The 17,877-nt window shown below is 31.1% G+C and carries 15 protein-coding genes, 1 rRNA gene and 1 other annotated feature; of the genes, 13 read left to right on the top strand and 3 right to left on the bottom strand.

Going from position 1 to position 17,877, the window contains the following annotated elements; all coding sequences use genetic code 11:
* Window positions 1–25: 25 nt before the first annotated feature.
* From EV214_RS11160 to EV214_RS11145, 4 genes are all read left to right on the top strand, one after another.
* A complete protein-coding gene (locus tag EV214_RS11160; RefSeq protein ID WP_132245778.1) occupies window positions 26–2,404 on the top strand; it encodes an endonuclease MutS2 in 2,379 nt (792 codons plus the stop codon).
* Between the two features lie 23 nt (window positions 2,405–2,427).
* Entirely contained in the window at window positions 2,428–2,886 is a 459-nt protein-coding gene (locus EV214_RS11155) for a DUF523 domain-containing protein (RefSeq protein WP_132245776.1), read from the top strand.
* A gap of 23 nt (window positions 2,887–2,909) precedes the next feature.
* Entirely contained in the window at window positions 2,910–3,485 is a 576-nt protein-coding gene (locus EV214_RS11150; protein WP_132245774.1) for a GerMN domain-containing protein, read from the top strand.
* A gap of 200 nt (window positions 3,486–3,685) precedes the next feature.
* Window positions 3,686–4,414 (top strand): N-acetylmuramoyl-L-alanine amidase family protein, encoded by a 729-nt coding sequence (locus EV214_RS11145; RefSeq protein ID WP_132245772.1) that lies wholly within the window; start codon window positions 3,686–3,688, stop codon window positions 4,412–4,414.
* Window positions 4,415–4,496: 82 nt separating this feature from the next.
* Here EV214_RS11145 and EV214_RS11140 read toward each other — a convergent pair whose 3' ends face one another.
* Window positions 4,497–5,918: a rhomboid family protein gene (locus tag EV214_RS11140; protein ID WP_132245770.1), complete on the bottom strand. Its 1,422-nt coding sequence runs from the start codon at window positions 5,916–5,918 to the stop codon at window positions 4,497–4,499.
* Between the two features lie 160 nt (window positions 5,919–6,078).
* Window positions 6,079–6,286, top strand: a binding site (T-box leader).
* 54 nt (window positions 6,287–6,340) lie between these two features.
* Between EV214_RS11140 and argS the strand changes: the two genes are divergently transcribed.
* Complete coding sequence (argS, locus tag EV214_RS11135) at window positions 6,341–8,041, top strand: arginine--tRNA ligase (protein ID WP_132245768.1); 1,701 nt, start codon at window positions 6,341–6,343, stop codon at window positions 8,039–8,041.
* Between the two features lie 13 nt (window positions 8,042–8,054).
* On the top strand, window positions 8,055–8,924 hold the full coding sequence (locus EV214_RS11130) for a radical SAM protein (RefSeq protein WP_132245766.1): 870 nt from the start codon (window positions 8,055–8,057) through the stop codon (window positions 8,922–8,924).
* A gap of 45 nt (window positions 8,925–8,969) precedes the next feature.
* On the opposite strand, the gene EV214_RS11125 is transcribed toward EV214_RS11130, so the two are convergent.
* Both EV214_RS11125 and EV214_RS11120 read right to left on the bottom strand, forming a co-directional pair.
* The gene (locus EV214_RS11125; RefSeq protein WP_132245764.1) at window positions 8,970–9,164 is read right to left on the bottom strand and encodes a hypothetical protein; all 195 of its coding nucleotides are present in this window, start codon (window positions 9,162–9,164) and stop codon (window positions 8,970–8,972) included.
* A gap of 132 nt (window positions 9,165–9,296) precedes the next feature.
* On the bottom strand, window positions 9,297–9,785 hold the full coding sequence (locus EV214_RS11120) for a hypothetical protein (protein WP_132245762.1): 489 nt from the start codon (window positions 9,783–9,785) through the stop codon (window positions 9,297–9,299).
* 182 nt (window positions 9,786–9,967) lie between these two features.
* Here EV214_RS11120 and EV214_RS11115 point away from each other — a divergent pair, with 182 nt between their 5' ends.
* The 7 genes from EV214_RS11115 to EV214_RS11085 form a co-directional block, all read left to right on the top strand.
* Complete coding sequence (locus tag EV214_RS11115) at window positions 9,968–10,468, top strand: amidase domain-containing protein (RefSeq protein ID WP_243116629.1); 501 nt, start codon at window positions 9,968–9,970, stop codon at window positions 10,466–10,468.
* 165 nt (window positions 10,469–10,633) lie between these two features.
* Window positions 10,634–12,391, top strand: coding sequence for a B12-binding domain-containing radical SAM protein (locus tag EV214_RS11110; RefSeq protein WP_132245760.1), 1,758 nt, complete (start codon window positions 10,634–10,636; stop codon window positions 12,389–12,391).
* A gap of 11 nt (window positions 12,392–12,402) precedes the next feature.
* Window positions 12,403–13,152: a hypothetical protein gene (locus tag EV214_RS11105; RefSeq protein ID WP_132245758.1), complete on the top strand. Its 750-nt coding sequence runs from the start codon at window positions 12,403–12,405 to the stop codon at window positions 13,150–13,152.
* A gap of 121 nt (window positions 13,153–13,273) precedes the next feature.
* Window positions 13,274–14,491, top strand: coding sequence for an MFS transporter (locus EV214_RS11100; protein WP_132245756.1), 1,218 nt, complete (start codon window positions 13,274–13,276; stop codon window positions 14,489–14,491).
* Window positions 14,492–14,574: 83 nt separating this feature from the next.
* Window positions 14,575–15,705 carry a tetratricopeptide repeat protein gene (locus tag EV214_RS11095; RefSeq protein WP_165916338.1) on the top strand — a complete coding sequence of 377 codons (1,131 nt, stop codon included), beginning with the start codon at window positions 14,575–14,577 and terminating at the stop codon, window positions 15,703–15,705.
* A 241-nt stretch (window positions 15,706–15,946) separates the two neighbouring features.
* Complete coding sequence (locus tag EV214_RS11090) at window positions 15,947–16,855, top strand: bifunctional enoyl-CoA hydratase/phosphate acetyltransferase (protein ID WP_132245752.1); 909 nt, start codon at window positions 15,947–15,949, stop codon at window positions 16,853–16,855.
* An 857-nt stretch (window positions 16,856–17,712) separates the two neighbouring features.
* A 16S ribosomal RNA gene (locus EV214_RS11085) occupies window positions 17,713–17,877 on the top strand; the annotation flags it as partial.

The raw sequence follows: 17,877 nt of genomic DNA, 5'->3' as shown, positions 1-17,877 counted from the left end.
AAGAATATAGGTAAGGGGCGTTATAATGAACGAAAGAACTTTGAGAGTTTTAGAATTTCAAAAAATAAAAGATCAATTAATAACTTATGCTGAATCAACATTAGGAAAAGAATGGGTTGAAAAAATTAGACCTTCTACAGTGTATGAAAAGATTGTAACATGGCAAAAAGAAACCCATGAAGCAACAAGCTTAATCCTACAAAGAGGCAGTATTTCTTTAGGTGGGGTACATGATTTGTCATATCATCTAAAACGGGCTGATATAGGATCTTTCTTATATCCTGGGCAGCTACTTGAGGTAACGGATACCTTAAGAGCAGCAAGAAGAACTAAAAGTTTTATAAAAGAGGCTAGGGAAGGTGAAAATAAGTTCTCTATTATTGAAGGGTATGTGAGCAGCCTTTTTACTTTTAAATCGATTGAAGATCGAATTAATGAATGTATTGTTGGAGAAAATGAAATATCTGATCATGCTAGTTTCGCACTTAAAAATATTCGAAGAAGTATAGAGTCTAAAAATAGTGCGATAAGAAATCGATTAAATAGTATTATCGCTTCTAGTCAAAATCAGAAATTTCTTCAAGATGCCATTATTACGATTCGGCAAGATCGATATGTAGTGCCTATAAAACAAGAATATAGAGGGAATTTTCCAGGATTAATTCATGATCAATCTTCTAGTGGGGCAACTCTTTTTATAGAGCCTATGGCTATTGTTGAACTTAATAATGCGTTAAAAGAGTTAAAATTGAAGGAAAAGGTAGAAATTGAGAGAATCTTAAGCGAACTGACTGCTTTAATTGGCGAAAAAATGCAAGAAATAAAGTCTAATCAAAAGATATTAGCTATATTAGATTTTATATTTGCAAAAGGAAAACTAGCTGTAAAAATGAATGCAGTAGAGCCAGAAATGAATAAAAATGGATTTATTCGAATCAAAAATGGAAGACATCCATTATTAGATCAAAAAACGGTAGTACCCACAAATATTTGGATCGGAGATGCATTTAATACTTTAATGATTACAGGACCCAATACAGGGGGAAAAACAGTCACATTAAAAACAGTAGGGTTATTGACGCTAATGGCGCAGGCAGGACTCCATGTGCCAGCAGATCATGAAACAAAATTATCTGTTTTTGAGAAAGTGTTTGCAGATATAGGGGATGAACAAAGCATTGAACAAAGCTTAAGTACATTTTCTTCCCATATGACCAATATTGTAGAAATTTTAAGTGACATAGATAGCAATTCCCTTGTATTATTAGATGAACTAGGAGCAGGAACAGATCCTACAGAGGGAGCCGCTTTAGCCATCGCAATTTTAGATCATTTGTATACTTTGGGCGTAAGGACCATTGCTACAACCCATTACACGGAATTGAAACAATTTGCCCTAACAGCTAAGGGGGTAGAGAATGCATCTGTGGAGTTTAATGTAGAAACCCTTAGTCCTACTTATAAACTTTTGATTGGCGTTCCAGGAAAATCAAATGCTTTTGACATATCCAAAAGATTGGGTCTAAGCGAGTATATTATAGAAAAATCTAGAGTGTTAATTTCTAGAGAAGATATTGCTTTTGAAGATATATTAACTAGAATTGAAAAAGATAAGAAAATAGCTGAAGAAGAAAGAGATGAGGCTGTAAAATTAAAGTTGATGATTCAAAGCCAGAAAAATGAATATGATAAAAAGAATGAAAAACTAGCGATACAAAGAGATAAAGTTTTAAAAGAAGCAAGAGAAGAAGCGAGGAGACTCCTAAAGAATGCCAAGGTAGAGGCCGATAAAATCATCAAAGAATTAAGAGATTTATCAAAAGAGCAAGACGAAAAAGATAGAAATAGAAAAATAGAAGAAGCGAGAAGCGGTTTAAAAGGAAAATTAAATGAAATGGAAGAAGACTTGGGAATCAATATGGATGTAGCGATAAATACCAAGCCACCAAAGAACTTAAAGGTTGGAGATACGGTTATTATTTTAAATTTAAATCAAAAAGGAAATGTAGTAAGCAAACCTAATGCAAATGGAGATTTGACGGTTCAAGTGGGGATTATGAAGGTGAATGTAAATATTAAGAATTTACGATTAGAAAGGGAAGAAAAAGAGAATATCCAAAAAACAGGTATGGGTAAAATTGCAAAAAATAAAGCGCAAAGTATAAGAACATCTATAGATCTTAGGGGACAGACATTAGAAGAAGCGCTTCTGGATACGGATAAATATCTAGATGATGCGTACATTGCAGGACTAAAGGAGGTAACGGTCATTCATGGAAAAGGTACAGGGATCTTACGTGAAGGGATTAAGAAAGAATTAAAAAGTCATAAACATGTGAAAAGTTTTAGAGATGGCGCTTATGGTGAAGGTGGAACAGGGGTAACGATTGTGGAATTAAAATAGTGAAACAAAGGGTGTGGTGAAAAATGATATTGATTAGTGCATGTTTAGCGGGACTTGAATGTAGATATGATGGTGGAGATAATAAAATACCAGAAATATTAAAACTTGTGAAAGAAAAAAAAGCGATTTTAGTATGTCCAGAGCAATTAGGGGGGATGGCTACGCCAAGGTTACCATGTGAAATCATTGATGGGGATGGAGAAGATGTATTAAATAATCAGGCAAAAGTTGTAAATAAAAGCGGTGAAGATGTGAGTATGTTTTTTATAAAAGGGGCACAAGAAACTTTGAAAATTGCTAAAATATATGGGGCTAAGACTGCAATTTTGAAGAAAAGAAGTCCATCTTGTGGAAGTAGGATTATTTATGATGGTAGTTTTTCAGGTAAAAAGAAGATTGGAGATGGGGTTACTGTTGCGCTATTAAAAAGAGAAGGGATAGATGTTTTAGATGAAGAAAATTTTGAAACAACTATAAAATAATATTTTAAAAGAGGGGGATATCCATGAAAAAATTTATAACAATTCTTTTATGTATGGTATTGATGGTGAGTGTTTTTGCTACAGGTTGTAAGGAAAAAGAAAGCAAAGAAAAAAATGAAAAAGAGAAAAACACCATAAGTCAAGAAAATGATGAACAAAAAGAAGCGAAAATGATTGATTATGTTTTATATTTAAGACATAAGGAGATGCCTTTTTTATTTGATGAAGCATATAGTATAAAGGCAAATGATGAAAAGCTAAAAGATAAAACAGTAGAGGAATTTGTTATGAATGAACTGATGGACTGTGAAGGTGTTGGAGAAAATATCAACCCAATTCCGAAAGGGACAAAATTATTATCTATTGAAAAAAATGATAAAACCGTAACGATAAATTTATCGAAAGAATTTAGTGAAGGATTAACGAGTGATCATAATGATACGTTATTAACACTTGCAAGCATTGTTAATACGATGACTATAATGCCAGATAATGAAAAAGTACAATTTATGATTGAAGGAGAAATTTTGGACAAAATGAATGGTGTTGATACAAATAAACCATTTGAATATATGGATGCATTTTATCCTGATAAATAAAAACCGCTCAACTGAGTGGTTTTTCATTGTATCACCTCCAATAGAGATAGTGTTCCCAGTGTAAAAAACTTTATCCGATGAGAAACAATTCTAAAAATGCCTAGGGGATTCAGGTAGATTTTTATGACGAAAAAATCGGTAGCAAAAAAAATAGTAAGGCATATAAATGTATTAGATAAGGCGAAAAAGGAGAAAAAATGATGAATAATACTATTATTATTGATCCTGGGCATGGCGGCAAAGACCCTGGAGGCGGCAGCAATGAATATTGGTTGGAAAAGGAAATGGTACTAAAAATATCAGAGTATCAGTATAAAAGATTTAAAGAATTGGGTTTTAATGTAAAAATGACAAGAGCAGAGGATGTATATTTGGGGGCATCCCAAAGAACAAAAATAGTCAAAGAATCAGGGGCGAAATATTGCATATCTAATCATATCAATGCAGGAGGTGGTGAAGGTGCAGAAACCATATATAGTATTCATGGTGATGGGAAACTGGCGAAGGCTATCTTAGCAGAACTGATAAATGTTGGACAGAAGAAAAGAAGGGCATTTTCTAAAACATTATCAAATAGCGCTAATTTAGATTATTATTTTATGCACCGACAAACTGGATTTGTTGAGACTGTAATTGTTGAATATGGATTTGCAGACAATCAAGAAGATACAAAAAGAATTTTAAGTGATTGGGAAAAATATGCAGAATCAGTTATAAAGGCTGTATGTAGCCATATGGGTCATACTTATGACAAAATAGTGAAAGAAGATAATCATGATCGTTGGAAATATGAAGGGATCAAGTATTTATATGAAAAAGGAGTGCTAAATGATTTAGAAGGATGGAAAGAGAAAATTAATGAGCCAATGCCTGTATGGGCAGTAACTTTAATGTTGAAAGAAATCTATAATCAATTGAGAGGAGATTAAAAGAAAATTTTAGATGACGGGCAGAAAAAAGTAAAAACGTGAAATTTAAAAACTGCTCAACACAGGGAGCAGTTTTTATTATTTATTCATTTTGAATATCATTTAAAAAATTCTTTGCCATTTGATCGTTTGGATCAATAGACAATGTTTTTTTAAGATACTGTATGGCGGTATCTCTATTTCCTTGTTGATAGTGGCTGTATGCTAAATAAAAATAAAACTCAGATATATTTTCATTTTTCTTTAAGCCTTCTTCAAATTGTAATTCAGCATGTTCAAAATCTTTTTCTTTAAGGTAGTTAACGCCCTTATGAAGATGGTATTCCCATGACTGTTGATGAATGTTTACGCCTGTAAAGAGGGTTGTGATGATAAAAATTATAATGAGAATTTGAAAAAGCATTTGTTTAAGTTTAAATATCTTTTCGCCTTTAAGACCTAGTGCATAGCTCGTGAAAAAGCCACCCATAAGACCGCCTAGGTGCGCAAAATTATCAATATTCGAATTTGTAAGACCAAAGACAATATTAAGGATTAACATGGTAATGATATTCATACCATACCTTGATGAAAAAATAGTGGGTTTACGAATACCAAAATATAAATAGGCACCCATCAGACCAAATATGGCACCTGAAGCACCTGCTGATACGGCATTACTAAATAAAAAACTTGCGAGGCTTCCGAATATTCCAGCAAGAAGATAAATCAATATGAATTTTAAAGAACCATACATAAATTCTACGTCTTTTCCTAATATCTTTAAAGCATAGGTATTTAAAAGTAAGTGGAGCACACCAATATGAATAAACATGCTTGTAATAAGCCTAAAATATTGTCCATCTGCAATGAGTGGATTATATTTTGCACCAAACTGAATAATATGAGAGATATCCGTAGTACTACCAGACATAGATATATAGATGAAATAAAGTATATTGAGTGCCATAAAAATACTTGTAAAATAAGCTTTCTTAGGTGCAAAATAATAACCTTTCTTTTCTTTTGTTGTCTTTTCAATTTCTAAAAGGTTAATTTCTTCTATATCTTTATTGTGAATATGACCAATGTTTTCTTTGATAAAGCTTTCGATGTTTTCTTGATCTTTAAAATTTGAGAATATAGTCAATACTTTATTAGAAGAGCTGTCCATTACGATTAAATTAACATGTATTTTTTCTGTTTTTAGCCAAGAAAACAGTTCTTCTAAATGTTCTGTTGAATAATGATTAGGGTCTTGTACAAGAATAACTTTATAAAAAAACAATTTTCTATATTTATTTTTTAATTTTATTTCTGCGTATTGATTATAAATAATACTTTTTTGATAGTCTATGGATGCGTTGAAAAAATCTTGATGGATAAAATCGATAAAAAAATGTGAAAACCAAATCTGTTTACTAAGGACAATATCAAATATACTCTTAATTTCTTTATAGGGATATAGAAAAAATTCTTTCTGTTCGATAAAGTATTTCATCATAAGAGAAATAGTGCGTATCATTACATTTCAAACCTCCATTTAAAAATCGTTAAAGTCATTGTATCATATTTAAAGATAAGAAACGAAATGAAAATAGGGTATTTATGATTTATTTGGGAAAAATATTAGAAATCTCTTGATTTGAATAAAATGTTATGATAAATTATTAGACAAAATGAATGTTCTATCGCTGATAAGGAGAGTAGATTTTAGGATGTGTCAAAGCGAATCAGAGTTGGTGAGAGTCTGATACACGACTAAGATCGAAACGTACCTTTGAGATTTTTGCTAAAAAATAGGCAAAACGGAGTCCTACCGTTATAAAGGAGTAGAGTGGATGCATTTTGCATCAATAAGAGTGGTAACACGGGAAAACTCTCGTCTCTTGATTTAAGAGGCGGGAGTTTTTGTTTTTTTTTAGTATATAAGAGGAGGAAATCAAAATGATTGATTTTAAAAGAAAAATAGCAGATATGCTAGAACAAAAGATTGAAGGATTAACGAAGGAAGAAATACTTGAAATGATTGAAATTCCACCAAACTCTCAAATGGGAGATTTTGCTTTTCCTTGTTTCAAACTAGCAAAAATATTTAGGAAAGCACCCCAAATGATCGCGCAGGAGATTGCTGAATCAATAAGAGAAAATGATTTGTTTGAAAAGGTTGAAAATGCAGCTGCTTATGTAAATTGTTTTATTGATAAAGCTATTTTTGCAAAGTCTGTAGTAGAAGAAGTTTTAACAAAAGGAGAAAAGTTTGGATCTTCAAATATAGGAGAAGGAAAAAAAGTGATTGTTGAGTTTTCGTCTCCGAATATTGCAAAGCCCTTTCATATAGGACATATTAGAAGTACAGTCATTGGAAATGCCATTTACAAGATCTATGATTTTTTAGGTTACGATACGGTTACAATTAATCATTTGGGAGATTATGGAACTCAATTTGGAAAGCTGATTGTTGCTTTTAAAAATTGGGGAGATGAAAAAGAAGTAGAAGAAAATCCAATCCCTACATTATTAAAGCTTTATATCAAACTCCACGAAGAAGTGGAAAAAAACCCAGCATTAGAAGATGAAAGTAGAATGTGGTTTAAAAAATTAGAAGATGGTGATGAAGAAGCTAAGAGACTTTGGCAATGGTTTAGAGAGGTTAGTTTAAAAGAATTTAATCGAGTTTATGGTATGCTAAACGTTAAATTTGATTCTTATGCAGGAGAAAGCTTTTACTCTGACAAAATGCCTAGAGTATTAACAATGATGGAAGAGAAAAATTTATTAAAAGAGTCAAAAGGAGCAGATATTGTAGATCTAGAAGCATACAATATGCCACCAGCCTTGATTCGAAAAAGTGATGGTTCAACCCTTTATATTACAAGAGATATTACTGCTGCTATTTATAGAAAAGAAAACTATGATTTTTATAAAAATATATATGTAGTAGCCTCCCAACAAAATCTACATTTTGCACAATGGTTTAAAGTGATTGAATTGATGGGGTATGAATGGGCAAAAGATTGTATTCATGTGCCATTTGGACTCGTAAGTCTTGAAGATGGAACCATGTCTACAAGAAAGGGAAGAGTTGTATTTTTAGAAGATGTACTCAAAAAAGCTGTTGAAAAAACAAGAGAAATTATTGAAGAAAAAAATGCAAAACTTGAAAATATAGAGGAAGTTGCAAAGCAAGTTGGTATTGGTGCAGTCGTATTCCAAGAATTATCGAACAATAGAATAAAGGATTATACATTTTCATGGGATAGAACCTTAAATTTTGATGGAGAGACGGGGCCTTATGTGCAGTATACCCATGCAAGAGCATGTAGCGTACTTAGAAAGGCGCAAGTGAAAATAGATGAAAATGTAGACTATGCTTTATTAGGGAATGAAGATGCAATGGATTTAGTGAGAATCATTGAGCAGTTCCCGGAAATAGTAGAAGAAGCAGCAAGAAAATACGAACCATCTATTGTTACAAGATACATTGTAAATGTTGCCCAAGCGTTTAATCGTTTTTACCACAACTCTCCTATTATCGTAGAAGATCATAAATTACAAAAGGTTAGATTAGCCCTTGTATATGCGTCAAAAGAGACGATTAAAAATGGTCTAGGATTACTTGGTATTGCAGCACCTGAGAAAATGTAGGAAGGTGAATAATATGAGATATGAAGGAAGCGTGTATAGACCTCCTAGTGAAGCCTATAGTCTGATTGTTCAAGCTACAATTGGTTGTTCACATAACAAATGTACTTTTTGTAGTATGTATAAAGATAAGAAATTTAGAATGAGAGATCTAAAAGAAATAGAAGAAGATCTAGAAATGGCAAGAAAACATTATAAACATATTAAACGTGTATTTTTAGCAGATGGAAATGCACTCGCATTAAAAACAGATAAGTTAGAGCGCATATTATTAAAAATTAAAGAACTTTTTCCAGAGTGTGAGCGTGTAGGAATCTATAGCGCACCAAAGGATATATTGAGAAAAAGTGTAGAAGAACTTCAAAAATTAAAAAAGTTAGGACTAGGGATTGCTTATTTAGGGGTTGAATCAGGAAGCGATGCTATTTTAAAGGATATTCAAAAAGGTGTTACTTCAGAAGAATCAATTCAAGCAGGGAAGCGAATGGTTGAATCGGGGATTCCGCTATCTGTAACCCTTATATCAGGGTTGGGGGGAAGAGAAAGATGGTTAGAACATGCAAAAGAATCTGCAAGAGTGATTAATGCAATCAATCCACGCTATCTAGGGATTCTAACCTTATTAATTCAACCGGGTACAAAAATATATGAAGCAGTACAAAGTGGAGCTTTTAAGTTACTAACACCAAAAGAGGTTTTACTGGAGACAAAAACATTAATAGGAAATTTAAATGTAGGAGATTGTATTTTTAGAAGTAATCATGCTTCAAACTATGTTGCATTAGAAGGAAATTTGCCTCAGGATAAAGAAAGTTTATTAAAACAATTAGAGGCAATGATGAAAGATGCTTATGATGTGAAAGAGGAAATATTTAGAAGATTATAGAGAAACCACAGCATTTGTTATAGATGCTGTGGTTTTTCATTAGATTTATTTTTCTAGATAATATAAAAATTCTTCCTCTGTTGTTTCGGCTAAGGAACATAATTGCTTTAAAATACTATCTTTTAATGAAAGAAAAGAATCAATATTTGTTTTTTCACCTGTATATTCAAGGGCTTTTACGATCATTAACATATCTCTTTTAGAAATCTCTTGGATTGAAATTCTGTCAAAATTCTCCATAGGAATCTCCTTTCTTAATAGCTTATAGTGATTACTATTTAATTCGCTAAAAAATTTATAAAACCTTCAAATTATGATAAATTTTAATAACATTTTAAGACATAAAAAAAAGGAGATGCGTTACACTCCTTTTTATCGAAAGCTCTTTGGTTCTGTTTTGTGATAGACTCTTTTACTTCGATCTTGGATTTCAATAATAGATTTTGCCATTTTATGTACCTCATTTTTGAGATAATTAATATCTTCGTTGTTAATATTATAATATAAATATAAATCTTCAAAATATCTTACGATTTTAGTAAGATCTTTATCTATACTTACAAAATCATCAAAGTTTTTGCTGTTTCTTGCATTATTGAATTGGTCAATATCGTTTTTTATCGCATTGATCACGCTTTCTTCAGTAGTATGTTCACTAAGCACTAATGAATAAGGTTTTATACGCTCAAGAAGATAGGCGTTATCTGGACTTATATGGTAAATATATTCAATGTTTAAATTATTGCAGTGATATTTCACAATAAACATAATTCCTTCTATTTCCATAACTTCTGCACCGATTTTCCTTAATTCTTCTATGCAAAATTGATGCTTTAATCGTCTAGCTGAGAAAATTGTCATAAACATCTCCTCCTTTATTGAACTTACTATATTATACCATACAAATAGTTTAAATAACCTTGAAATTGAAAAAAGGATAAAGTAATTGGGAATTATTTCTATGATTCGACTAAAACCTGGAGCATATGTACGTTAATTTTCATGATGATTTAGCATAAAGTATGATGAGGGGGGGATTTATAATGCGTAAGATTTATGAATATAATAGGCAAGAAGCTGTACAATATGCAGTAAAATGGGCGTTAGATCGAAATAAAAGGTATACTGATTTTGAGAAAATGGGAGGAGACTGTACAAATTTTGCATCACAAGTTGTTCATGCTGGAGGATGTCCAATGAATTACGGAAAATATGGGTGGTATTATAATCATTTGAATGATCGTGCAGCTGCTTGGACGAGTGTAGAATATTTTTATGAATTTATTACAAACAATACATCTGTCGGACCTGTTGGAGAAGAAACGGATTTATATGATATAGAGATTGGGGATGTAGTGCAAATTAATTTTGAGCAAGATCATAAATATGATCATACACCTATAGTCATAGATATAAAAGCTGGAATAAAAACGCTAGACAAAATTTTGATAGCAGCCCATACGATCGATAGAATTTATTATCCTCTATCAAATTATGATTTTAAAAAATTAAGATTTATTCATATAAAAGGATTTAGAATATAGAGGTCAAAAATATGAATAAAACTGCACAATAGATTTTGTTAATAATACGCGTAATATCTGAAGATGGACTTTTATATTTATAAGAGAATGAATGTGATATAATGTATTGGGTAATAATGAGAAAGATTTACAAAAGAAAGAATTATGACAGAAGGGAATAAAAAGATGAAAATTTTATTAACTACTTTAAACTCAAAATATATTCATACTGCTTTATCTTTGCGCTATTTATATAGCTATTGTAAGGATGAATTTGATTGTTTGAATATACAAGAATATACGATTAATCACCATACAGACTATGTTTTATCAGAAATTTATAAAGGTGGATTTGATATTGTATGTTTCTCGTGCTATATATGGAATAGATCAAATACCCTAGAAATTGTGAGAAATCTAAAAAAAGTAAACCCAAAGCTAACGATTATACTTGGAGGACCTGAGGTGAGTTTTGATCCGGTAGATTTAATGGTGTTAGAAAATGATATTGATTATATTATTTCTGGTGAGGGAGAAGAAACATTTAAAGAACTATTGCACTTTTTAGTCAATAAAAAAGGTATACTTAATGACATAAAGGGAATTACCCATAGAAAAGGAAAAGATATTTTAAGAAATTCTGAACGAGAATTGATAAAAAACTTAGGAACGATTCCTTCACCTTATATGGATGGATTAGAGGGATATGAAAATAAAATTATTTATTATGAAACCACCAGAGGATGTCCTCATAATTGTAGATATTGCTTATCATCAACCATTAGAGGGGTAAGGTTTTTTCCATTAGATGGGGTAAAACAGGATTTAGGGATATTCTTAGAGAATAAAGTGAAGCAAGTAAAGTTTGTAGATAGAACTTTTAATGTAAAAAAGAGCCATAGCCTTGAAATCATGAAATATATTGTTGAAAATGATAATAATTATACAAACTTTCATTTTGAAATTACAGCAGATTTATTAGATGATGAAACATTAGATTTTCTTTCTAAGGTGCGAGAGGGATTGTTTCAATTTGAAGTGGGTGTTCAAACAACCTATGACAAAACCATGAAAAGTATTGATAGAAAGGTTGATTTTAGTATTTTAAGTAGCGTAGTAAGAAAAATATCTAACTTCAAAAATATTCATCTACATTTAGATCTGATTGCAGGATTACCTTATGAAAATTTTGAGCGATTTAAAAAATCTTTTGATGAAGTATATGATCTAAATCCTGAAAAATTACAATTAGGATTTTTAAAGCTATTGAAAGGTTCGGCGATTAGAAAAGATAAAGATATATATGGGTATATTTTTAAAGAAGAAGCACCTTATGAAGTGTTGGAAAATAAGTATATAAGATATAAAGATATTTTAAAGTTGAAAATGATAGAAGAAATGGTAGAAATCTTTTTTAATTCTCATGGATTTGAGCACTCGATTCATTATATTATACATAATTTTTATGAGAATCCTTCAGACTTCTATCATGCATTAGCAGATTTTTGGGAAAAAAAGGGATATCACCATGTTTCCCATGGAAAAGCAAAAATGTATGAAATATTATTAAAATTTTATGATAGCAATCAATGGAAAAACAAAGAGGTTTTTTGTGAAATACTCAAATTTGATTATCTAATGCAAGGGAAGGGTACGGTGCCAAAATACTTTTCACATGTCCATATGGAGGATTTTAATCAAAGAATACATAACTTTTTACATGAAGAAGAAAATATAGAAAAATATTTACCTAAATATAAAGGGATTTTAGCGAAACAAATGATAAAAGAAATTCATTTTGAAAACTTTCAATATGATATTGTGGCGCTTATAAGTGACCCAAATGCAAAAGCAGCCATAAAAAGAAGCAATACAGTTTTATTTGACTATAATTTAGATTATAAAGTTTTTGTCAATGCGAAATACCATAAAGTTTCTATTTAGGAGGGGAGTGTATGAATTTTTTAAAGGATATTATTCAGACGAATAAAAGTATCGTTCCAAAGGCATTTTATTTGGCACTGAAAAATTGGCAGATTATTTTTACAGGCTTGGTCTATTCAATCATTTCAATTTTATTGTTTCGGATTGTTTTTGTATTTTGGATTTTAGCAGGAATCGTTGTAACTTTAGTAGTAAGTGCTTTATTCTCTAACTATTTGTATTTAGTAGAAAATATTATTCGATATGGGAAAATTACATTGGATGATTTCAAAAAAGGGTTTACCGTATATATACGAAAAATATATGGGATCGTGGTGGTGATATGGCTCGTAAATTATGCTGTAAGCTTGCTCTTAAGTCCTATATTAAATATCAAAATAGGTTTTGTGTCCTTGTGGATGTTGGTACAAGGGGTAGGTTTTATACTACTAAATCCTTTGCCAGAGATGATTTATCAAAAAGAGTATGCATTAGGAGAAAGCTTTAGCTATGCTTTTTCATTTATTAAGGAAAATTGGATCGATTGGTTTGTACCAAATATTATTTTAGGATTACTATTTTATTCGATTATGGGAAGAACTATTATATTCAACATGCTTATGGGAGGAATAGGTTTTTCTTTATCATCAGGAAGTTTTATCATGTATTTTGCAGGGCAACTTTTATTGTCTTATACCATGATCTATAGGGGTTTATTATTTGATATTTTAAGTATGACAACAAGAAGAAAAAGAATGTTTATGAGAAATGTATATAAGTAAGGTAAGGGTCATCATTACCAACCGCAAATGAATACGAAGCGTATGGATTTTTCATGAAAATGATTATGAAAAAAGAAATATGGAAAAGATAATGCTATCAAAAAAGAAATTAGGTGATTGAATGAAAAAAGATACAACACTTAAAATGATTGCACTATCTTTTGTTCCGTTTATAATGGTTTTAGGAAATTCTATGTTGATTCCTGTATTCACAGATATAAAGAGAGAACTTCAAATTAGTCAATATGAAGTAAGTTTGATGATTACATATTTTTCGTTACCAGCGGCTATGATTATTCCATTTCTAGGATTTCTGTCAGATCGAATCGGTAGAAAAAAGATACTTGTTCCTTCTTTGATGATATATGGATTAGGTGGGGTGGTGTCAGGGTCTTCTAGTGTTTTATTTCATGAACCTTATAAATATATTTTATTAGGAAGAGTGATACAAGGTTTTGGAGCAGCAGGGACTTCTCCTATTGCGATGGCATTTGTTAGTGATCTATTTTCTCAAGGGGAAAGAAGTAAAGCTTTAGGAATGATTGAAGCATCTAATGGGATCGGAAAAGTGCTTAGTCCAATTTTAGGATCGATCATTGCTTTGATTGCTTGGTATATGATTTTCTTTTCTTATTCCATTTTAACGATACCTATTGCTATTTCCATAGGGTATTTTATTCATGAACCTAAAAGTATTGCAGAGCGGAAGCCTTTAAAAAAGTATTTTCAAGAAATAATCAGTTTGATAAAAGATAAAAGTGTATCGATCCTTATGTGCTTGATTGTGGGGTTTGTTTCTTTATTTATTTTATATGGTATTCTTGCAAATTTATCAGATATTATTGGGCAAGAAAAGAATAAAGGCCTATTGACAAGAGGGTTTATTGTAGCATTGCCACTGATAAGCATGTCTATTGTGTCTTATTGGTTTGGTGGAATCTTACAAAAAAAAGAGAATATGTATAAACTAATTGCAATTCTCGGATTGATTGTTTGCGCCATAGCGATTGGGTTCATTCCTTACGTTTCTAAATATAGCCATAAATTTATAATTCTTGAGATGATTGGGATTAGTGTGGGTGCTATATTAACTACATTGAATACATTTATCACAAGTTGTGCACCGGCTAAAAAAAGAGGTGTGATTACAGCGATTTATAATAGCTTTCGGTTTTTAGGCATTTCATTTGGACCCATCTATTTTAATAATTTTAATCAAAAGCCTTTTAAAATTATAGTATTACTCTGTGTGATTATAAGTATTGTTGTTTTATTTGGAGTATATGTGCAATCAAAAGAGATGCTTGAATTTTATGGGATGAAAAAAGATGTAGAATAGGACGAAAACAAATAGATTTTCCTGTTGAATTATCCTTGTAGTATGGGATATAATCAATGAATAAGGAAGAGAGGAGGTATGTTATGTTCAAAATAATAGAAAAACATATAGCAGATAGATTAGAAAGAATTATGTTTATCGAATTAAAAAAGGATGCGTATATGATAGATTCTAAGTTTGCAATATTAAAAAGTGTACCTATCCCTATACATATAAATGAATTGGCCAAGCCTATAAAAGAGGGAAAGGATGCGAATAATATTTCCTTAGCAAGCATGGCAAGAGGAATGCTTAGGTTAATTGGATTGGATAGTGAATTTAAATACATAAAAGAATATAAAACATTTTTATACGCATTCGATGCTAAAATAGTAGACTATATTAGTTACGAAGGACTAAAATTCGCAGAAGAGGGAGAACTAGTTGATGCACTTATTTATTTTAAAGCCCTAATAACATTAGAGGAAGATAATATTAATGGATTATATAATTATGCTAGGATTTGCCAAGATATTGGGTTTAAATCAGAAGAAGAAGAGAAGAAAAAAGATTTTAAAAGAGAAGCTGTTGAAGCCTTAGAGATTATCACTGAAAAATATTCTAGTTTTTCTTTGGCTTATTACCATTTAGGGTTTCATTATGCCAATCAAAAGTTATTCAAAAAAGCACAGTTAACATGGGAAAAATGTTTAAGTTTAGGGATAGATGAAGAAAAGAATGGCGAAATATTGTATCAGATAGAAGAACTAACCGATCAGATACAATATGAAGAAGGCTATACTTTTATTTTGAACAATCAACCTAACTTAGGGATTGAAAAACTTGTGCCACTTCTTGAAAAATATTCTAATTGGTGGAATCTATTATTTTTTATTGGGCTAGGGTATAGACAATCAGGAAATGTACAAGAAGCTATAAACTATTTAAAGAAAATACTAACAATAAAACCAACACAAGTGGATACACTTAATGAATTAGGTTTATGTTATGCTGGGATGCATGATTTTAAAAATGCAGAAAAATATTTTGTAAAAGGTCTTCAATTTCAAGAAAACGATGCTGAAATATTATCTAATTTAGGAATGACCTATATGGAAAGTGGGAAATTTGATTTAGCGAGAGAAGTTTTGGAGAAATCTATAAAAATAAATGCAGAAGATGAAATTACGAATCAATGTCTTAAGAAATTGAATTTAATGGAATGTAAAAAATAACATCAATGATTATTGGTGTTATTTTTACGTACATAGACATGCATAAATTTCAGAAAGAATAGAATAAAATTGAATGAAAATAGGAAAAAGCATCTGTCAAAGTACTGGAAAAATTCAGTGAATTATAGTATAGTAAATGGTAGGATAGTATAATAAGTGAAATGAAATAGAGAATTTAAAAATTTTGTTTAGACTTTATTAAAAGAATTTAATATATAATAAAAATATATGGAGTGATGACATGATTAAAAATTTTCAAGAATTAATCAAAATTGCCAAAGAACAGAAAAAAATGAGATTAGCAGTAGCAGCAGCACAAGATGAAGAAGTTTTGATTGCTGTTTGTAATGCATCTGAGTTAGGAATTGTGGACCCCATATTGGTTGGGGACAAAGATGAGATTGAAAAAATAGCAAAAGAACATAATTTGAAAATTGATGACTATGCGATCATTAACAAAAAAGGATTAGATGAAGCTGCAAAGGCAGCAGTGGGTTTGGTAAGCTCAGGACAAGCGGATTTTGTAATGAAGGGTTTATTAGATACGGCTATTTTACTAAAGGCCGTATTAGACAAAGAAATTGGTCTTAGAACAGATAGTCAATTAAGTCATGTGATGGTCTACGAAGCTTCTAATTATCACAAGTTATTATTCTTAACGGACGGAGGTATGAACATTACACCGAACTTAGAAGAAAAAGTAAAAATCACAAAAAATGCTGTAAAAGTAGTGAAAGCAATGGGTATAGAAAATGTTAAGATTGCAGCTCTAGCAGCAAAAGAAAAAGTAAGCGCTAAAATGCAAGCAACGGTTGATGGCGATAAATTAAAACAAATGAGTCAAAAAGGTGAATTTGGAGAAGATGTTATTGTAGAGGGACCTATATCCTTTGATTTAGCTATATCAATGGAAGCAGCAAAAATCAAGAATTTTGAGAGTGAAGTTTCAGGAAATGCAGATGTTTTACTTGTGCCTTTTATTGAAATGGGAAATGGAATTGGAAAAGCTTTAACTTATTTTGGAGGTGCAGCATCAGCAGGAATTGTTATGGGTGCTAAGGCGCCTGTAGTTTTGGTTTCAAGAGCGGATAGCCATGAAGCAAAACTTAACTCAATTGCTTTGGGAAGTGTGATTGCGGCGAATCAATAAAATATTATTTTAAATAATTGAAGGTATAAAAATGAAAGAAGTTTTTAATGGACCAATGAAGATATTGTTTGCGGAATGCATGAGTGGCGTATAACATTTGTTTCAGCTTACCCAGGAACACCTAGTATAGAACAAAAGCTCACGTCTTATGGTAAGTGGGCTTTTGTTATCATATATCTGTGGGTTAAATTAAAGAAATAGTGAATAAACTTTGCCTATATTTATGGATAATATGTATTTAAGTAAGATATTTTAAAATATGCTTTTGTGGCATAAACATAATATTATAAGAATTATATAATGATTTACTGAAAATATATTGACTACTATGTATGTTTATGATATAGTAATGATTGTCCCTTTCGAAGATGAGAAAATTTAAAACAAGAATAAATTTTTAATGGACTTAAGATGATAAATATGCTATAATATATATTGCCGTCGTCAATTGCAGAACTTAAAAAATCGACAAGGTAAAGATCTGATAAAAGTTGCTGAGGGGTTACGATGGAATTTTAGAAAAGTTTCTGTAACATATGGTAAAAAAAGTAGTTGACAGATTCGACAAAAAATGATAAGATGATCTAGTCGCCAAACGGCGGTGAACTAAAAATGAAATTTAGTAAATGCTAAGCAAAGAATTACAGCAAAATTAAAAATTTCTGTAACATCTAAGTTTTGATCTTTGAAAACTACACAGTGTAAGAATTTAAGCCAGCACTTGACTTAAGTCAAGTACAATAAGTTCTAAGAACTTAAAGCAATAATGAGCAATGAACTTTTTATTTTGAGCAACGGAAATTATGAACGCTAGTGAATAATTTCGTTGGCGACATAAAAATTTCGGAGAAAATTTTTATTTTAAGAGTTTGATCCTGGCTCAGGATGAACGCTGGCGGCGTGCCTAACACATGCAAGTCGAGCGAGGTTGTTTTAAAGCTTACTTTAAAACAACTTAGCGGCGGACGGGTGAGTAACGCGTGGGCAACCTGCCCTATACAGAGGGATAGCCTCGGGAAACC

Origin of the sequence: Marinisporobacter balticus, from assembly GCF_004345705.1 — a bacterium.
Classification (GTDB): Bacteria; Bacillota; Clostridia; order Peptostreptococcales; family Thermotaleaceae; genus Marinisporobacter; species Marinisporobacter balticus.
The sequence above is the reverse complement of the archived record's forward strand: the minus strand, read 5'-3'. Positions and strand labels throughout refer to the sequence as shown.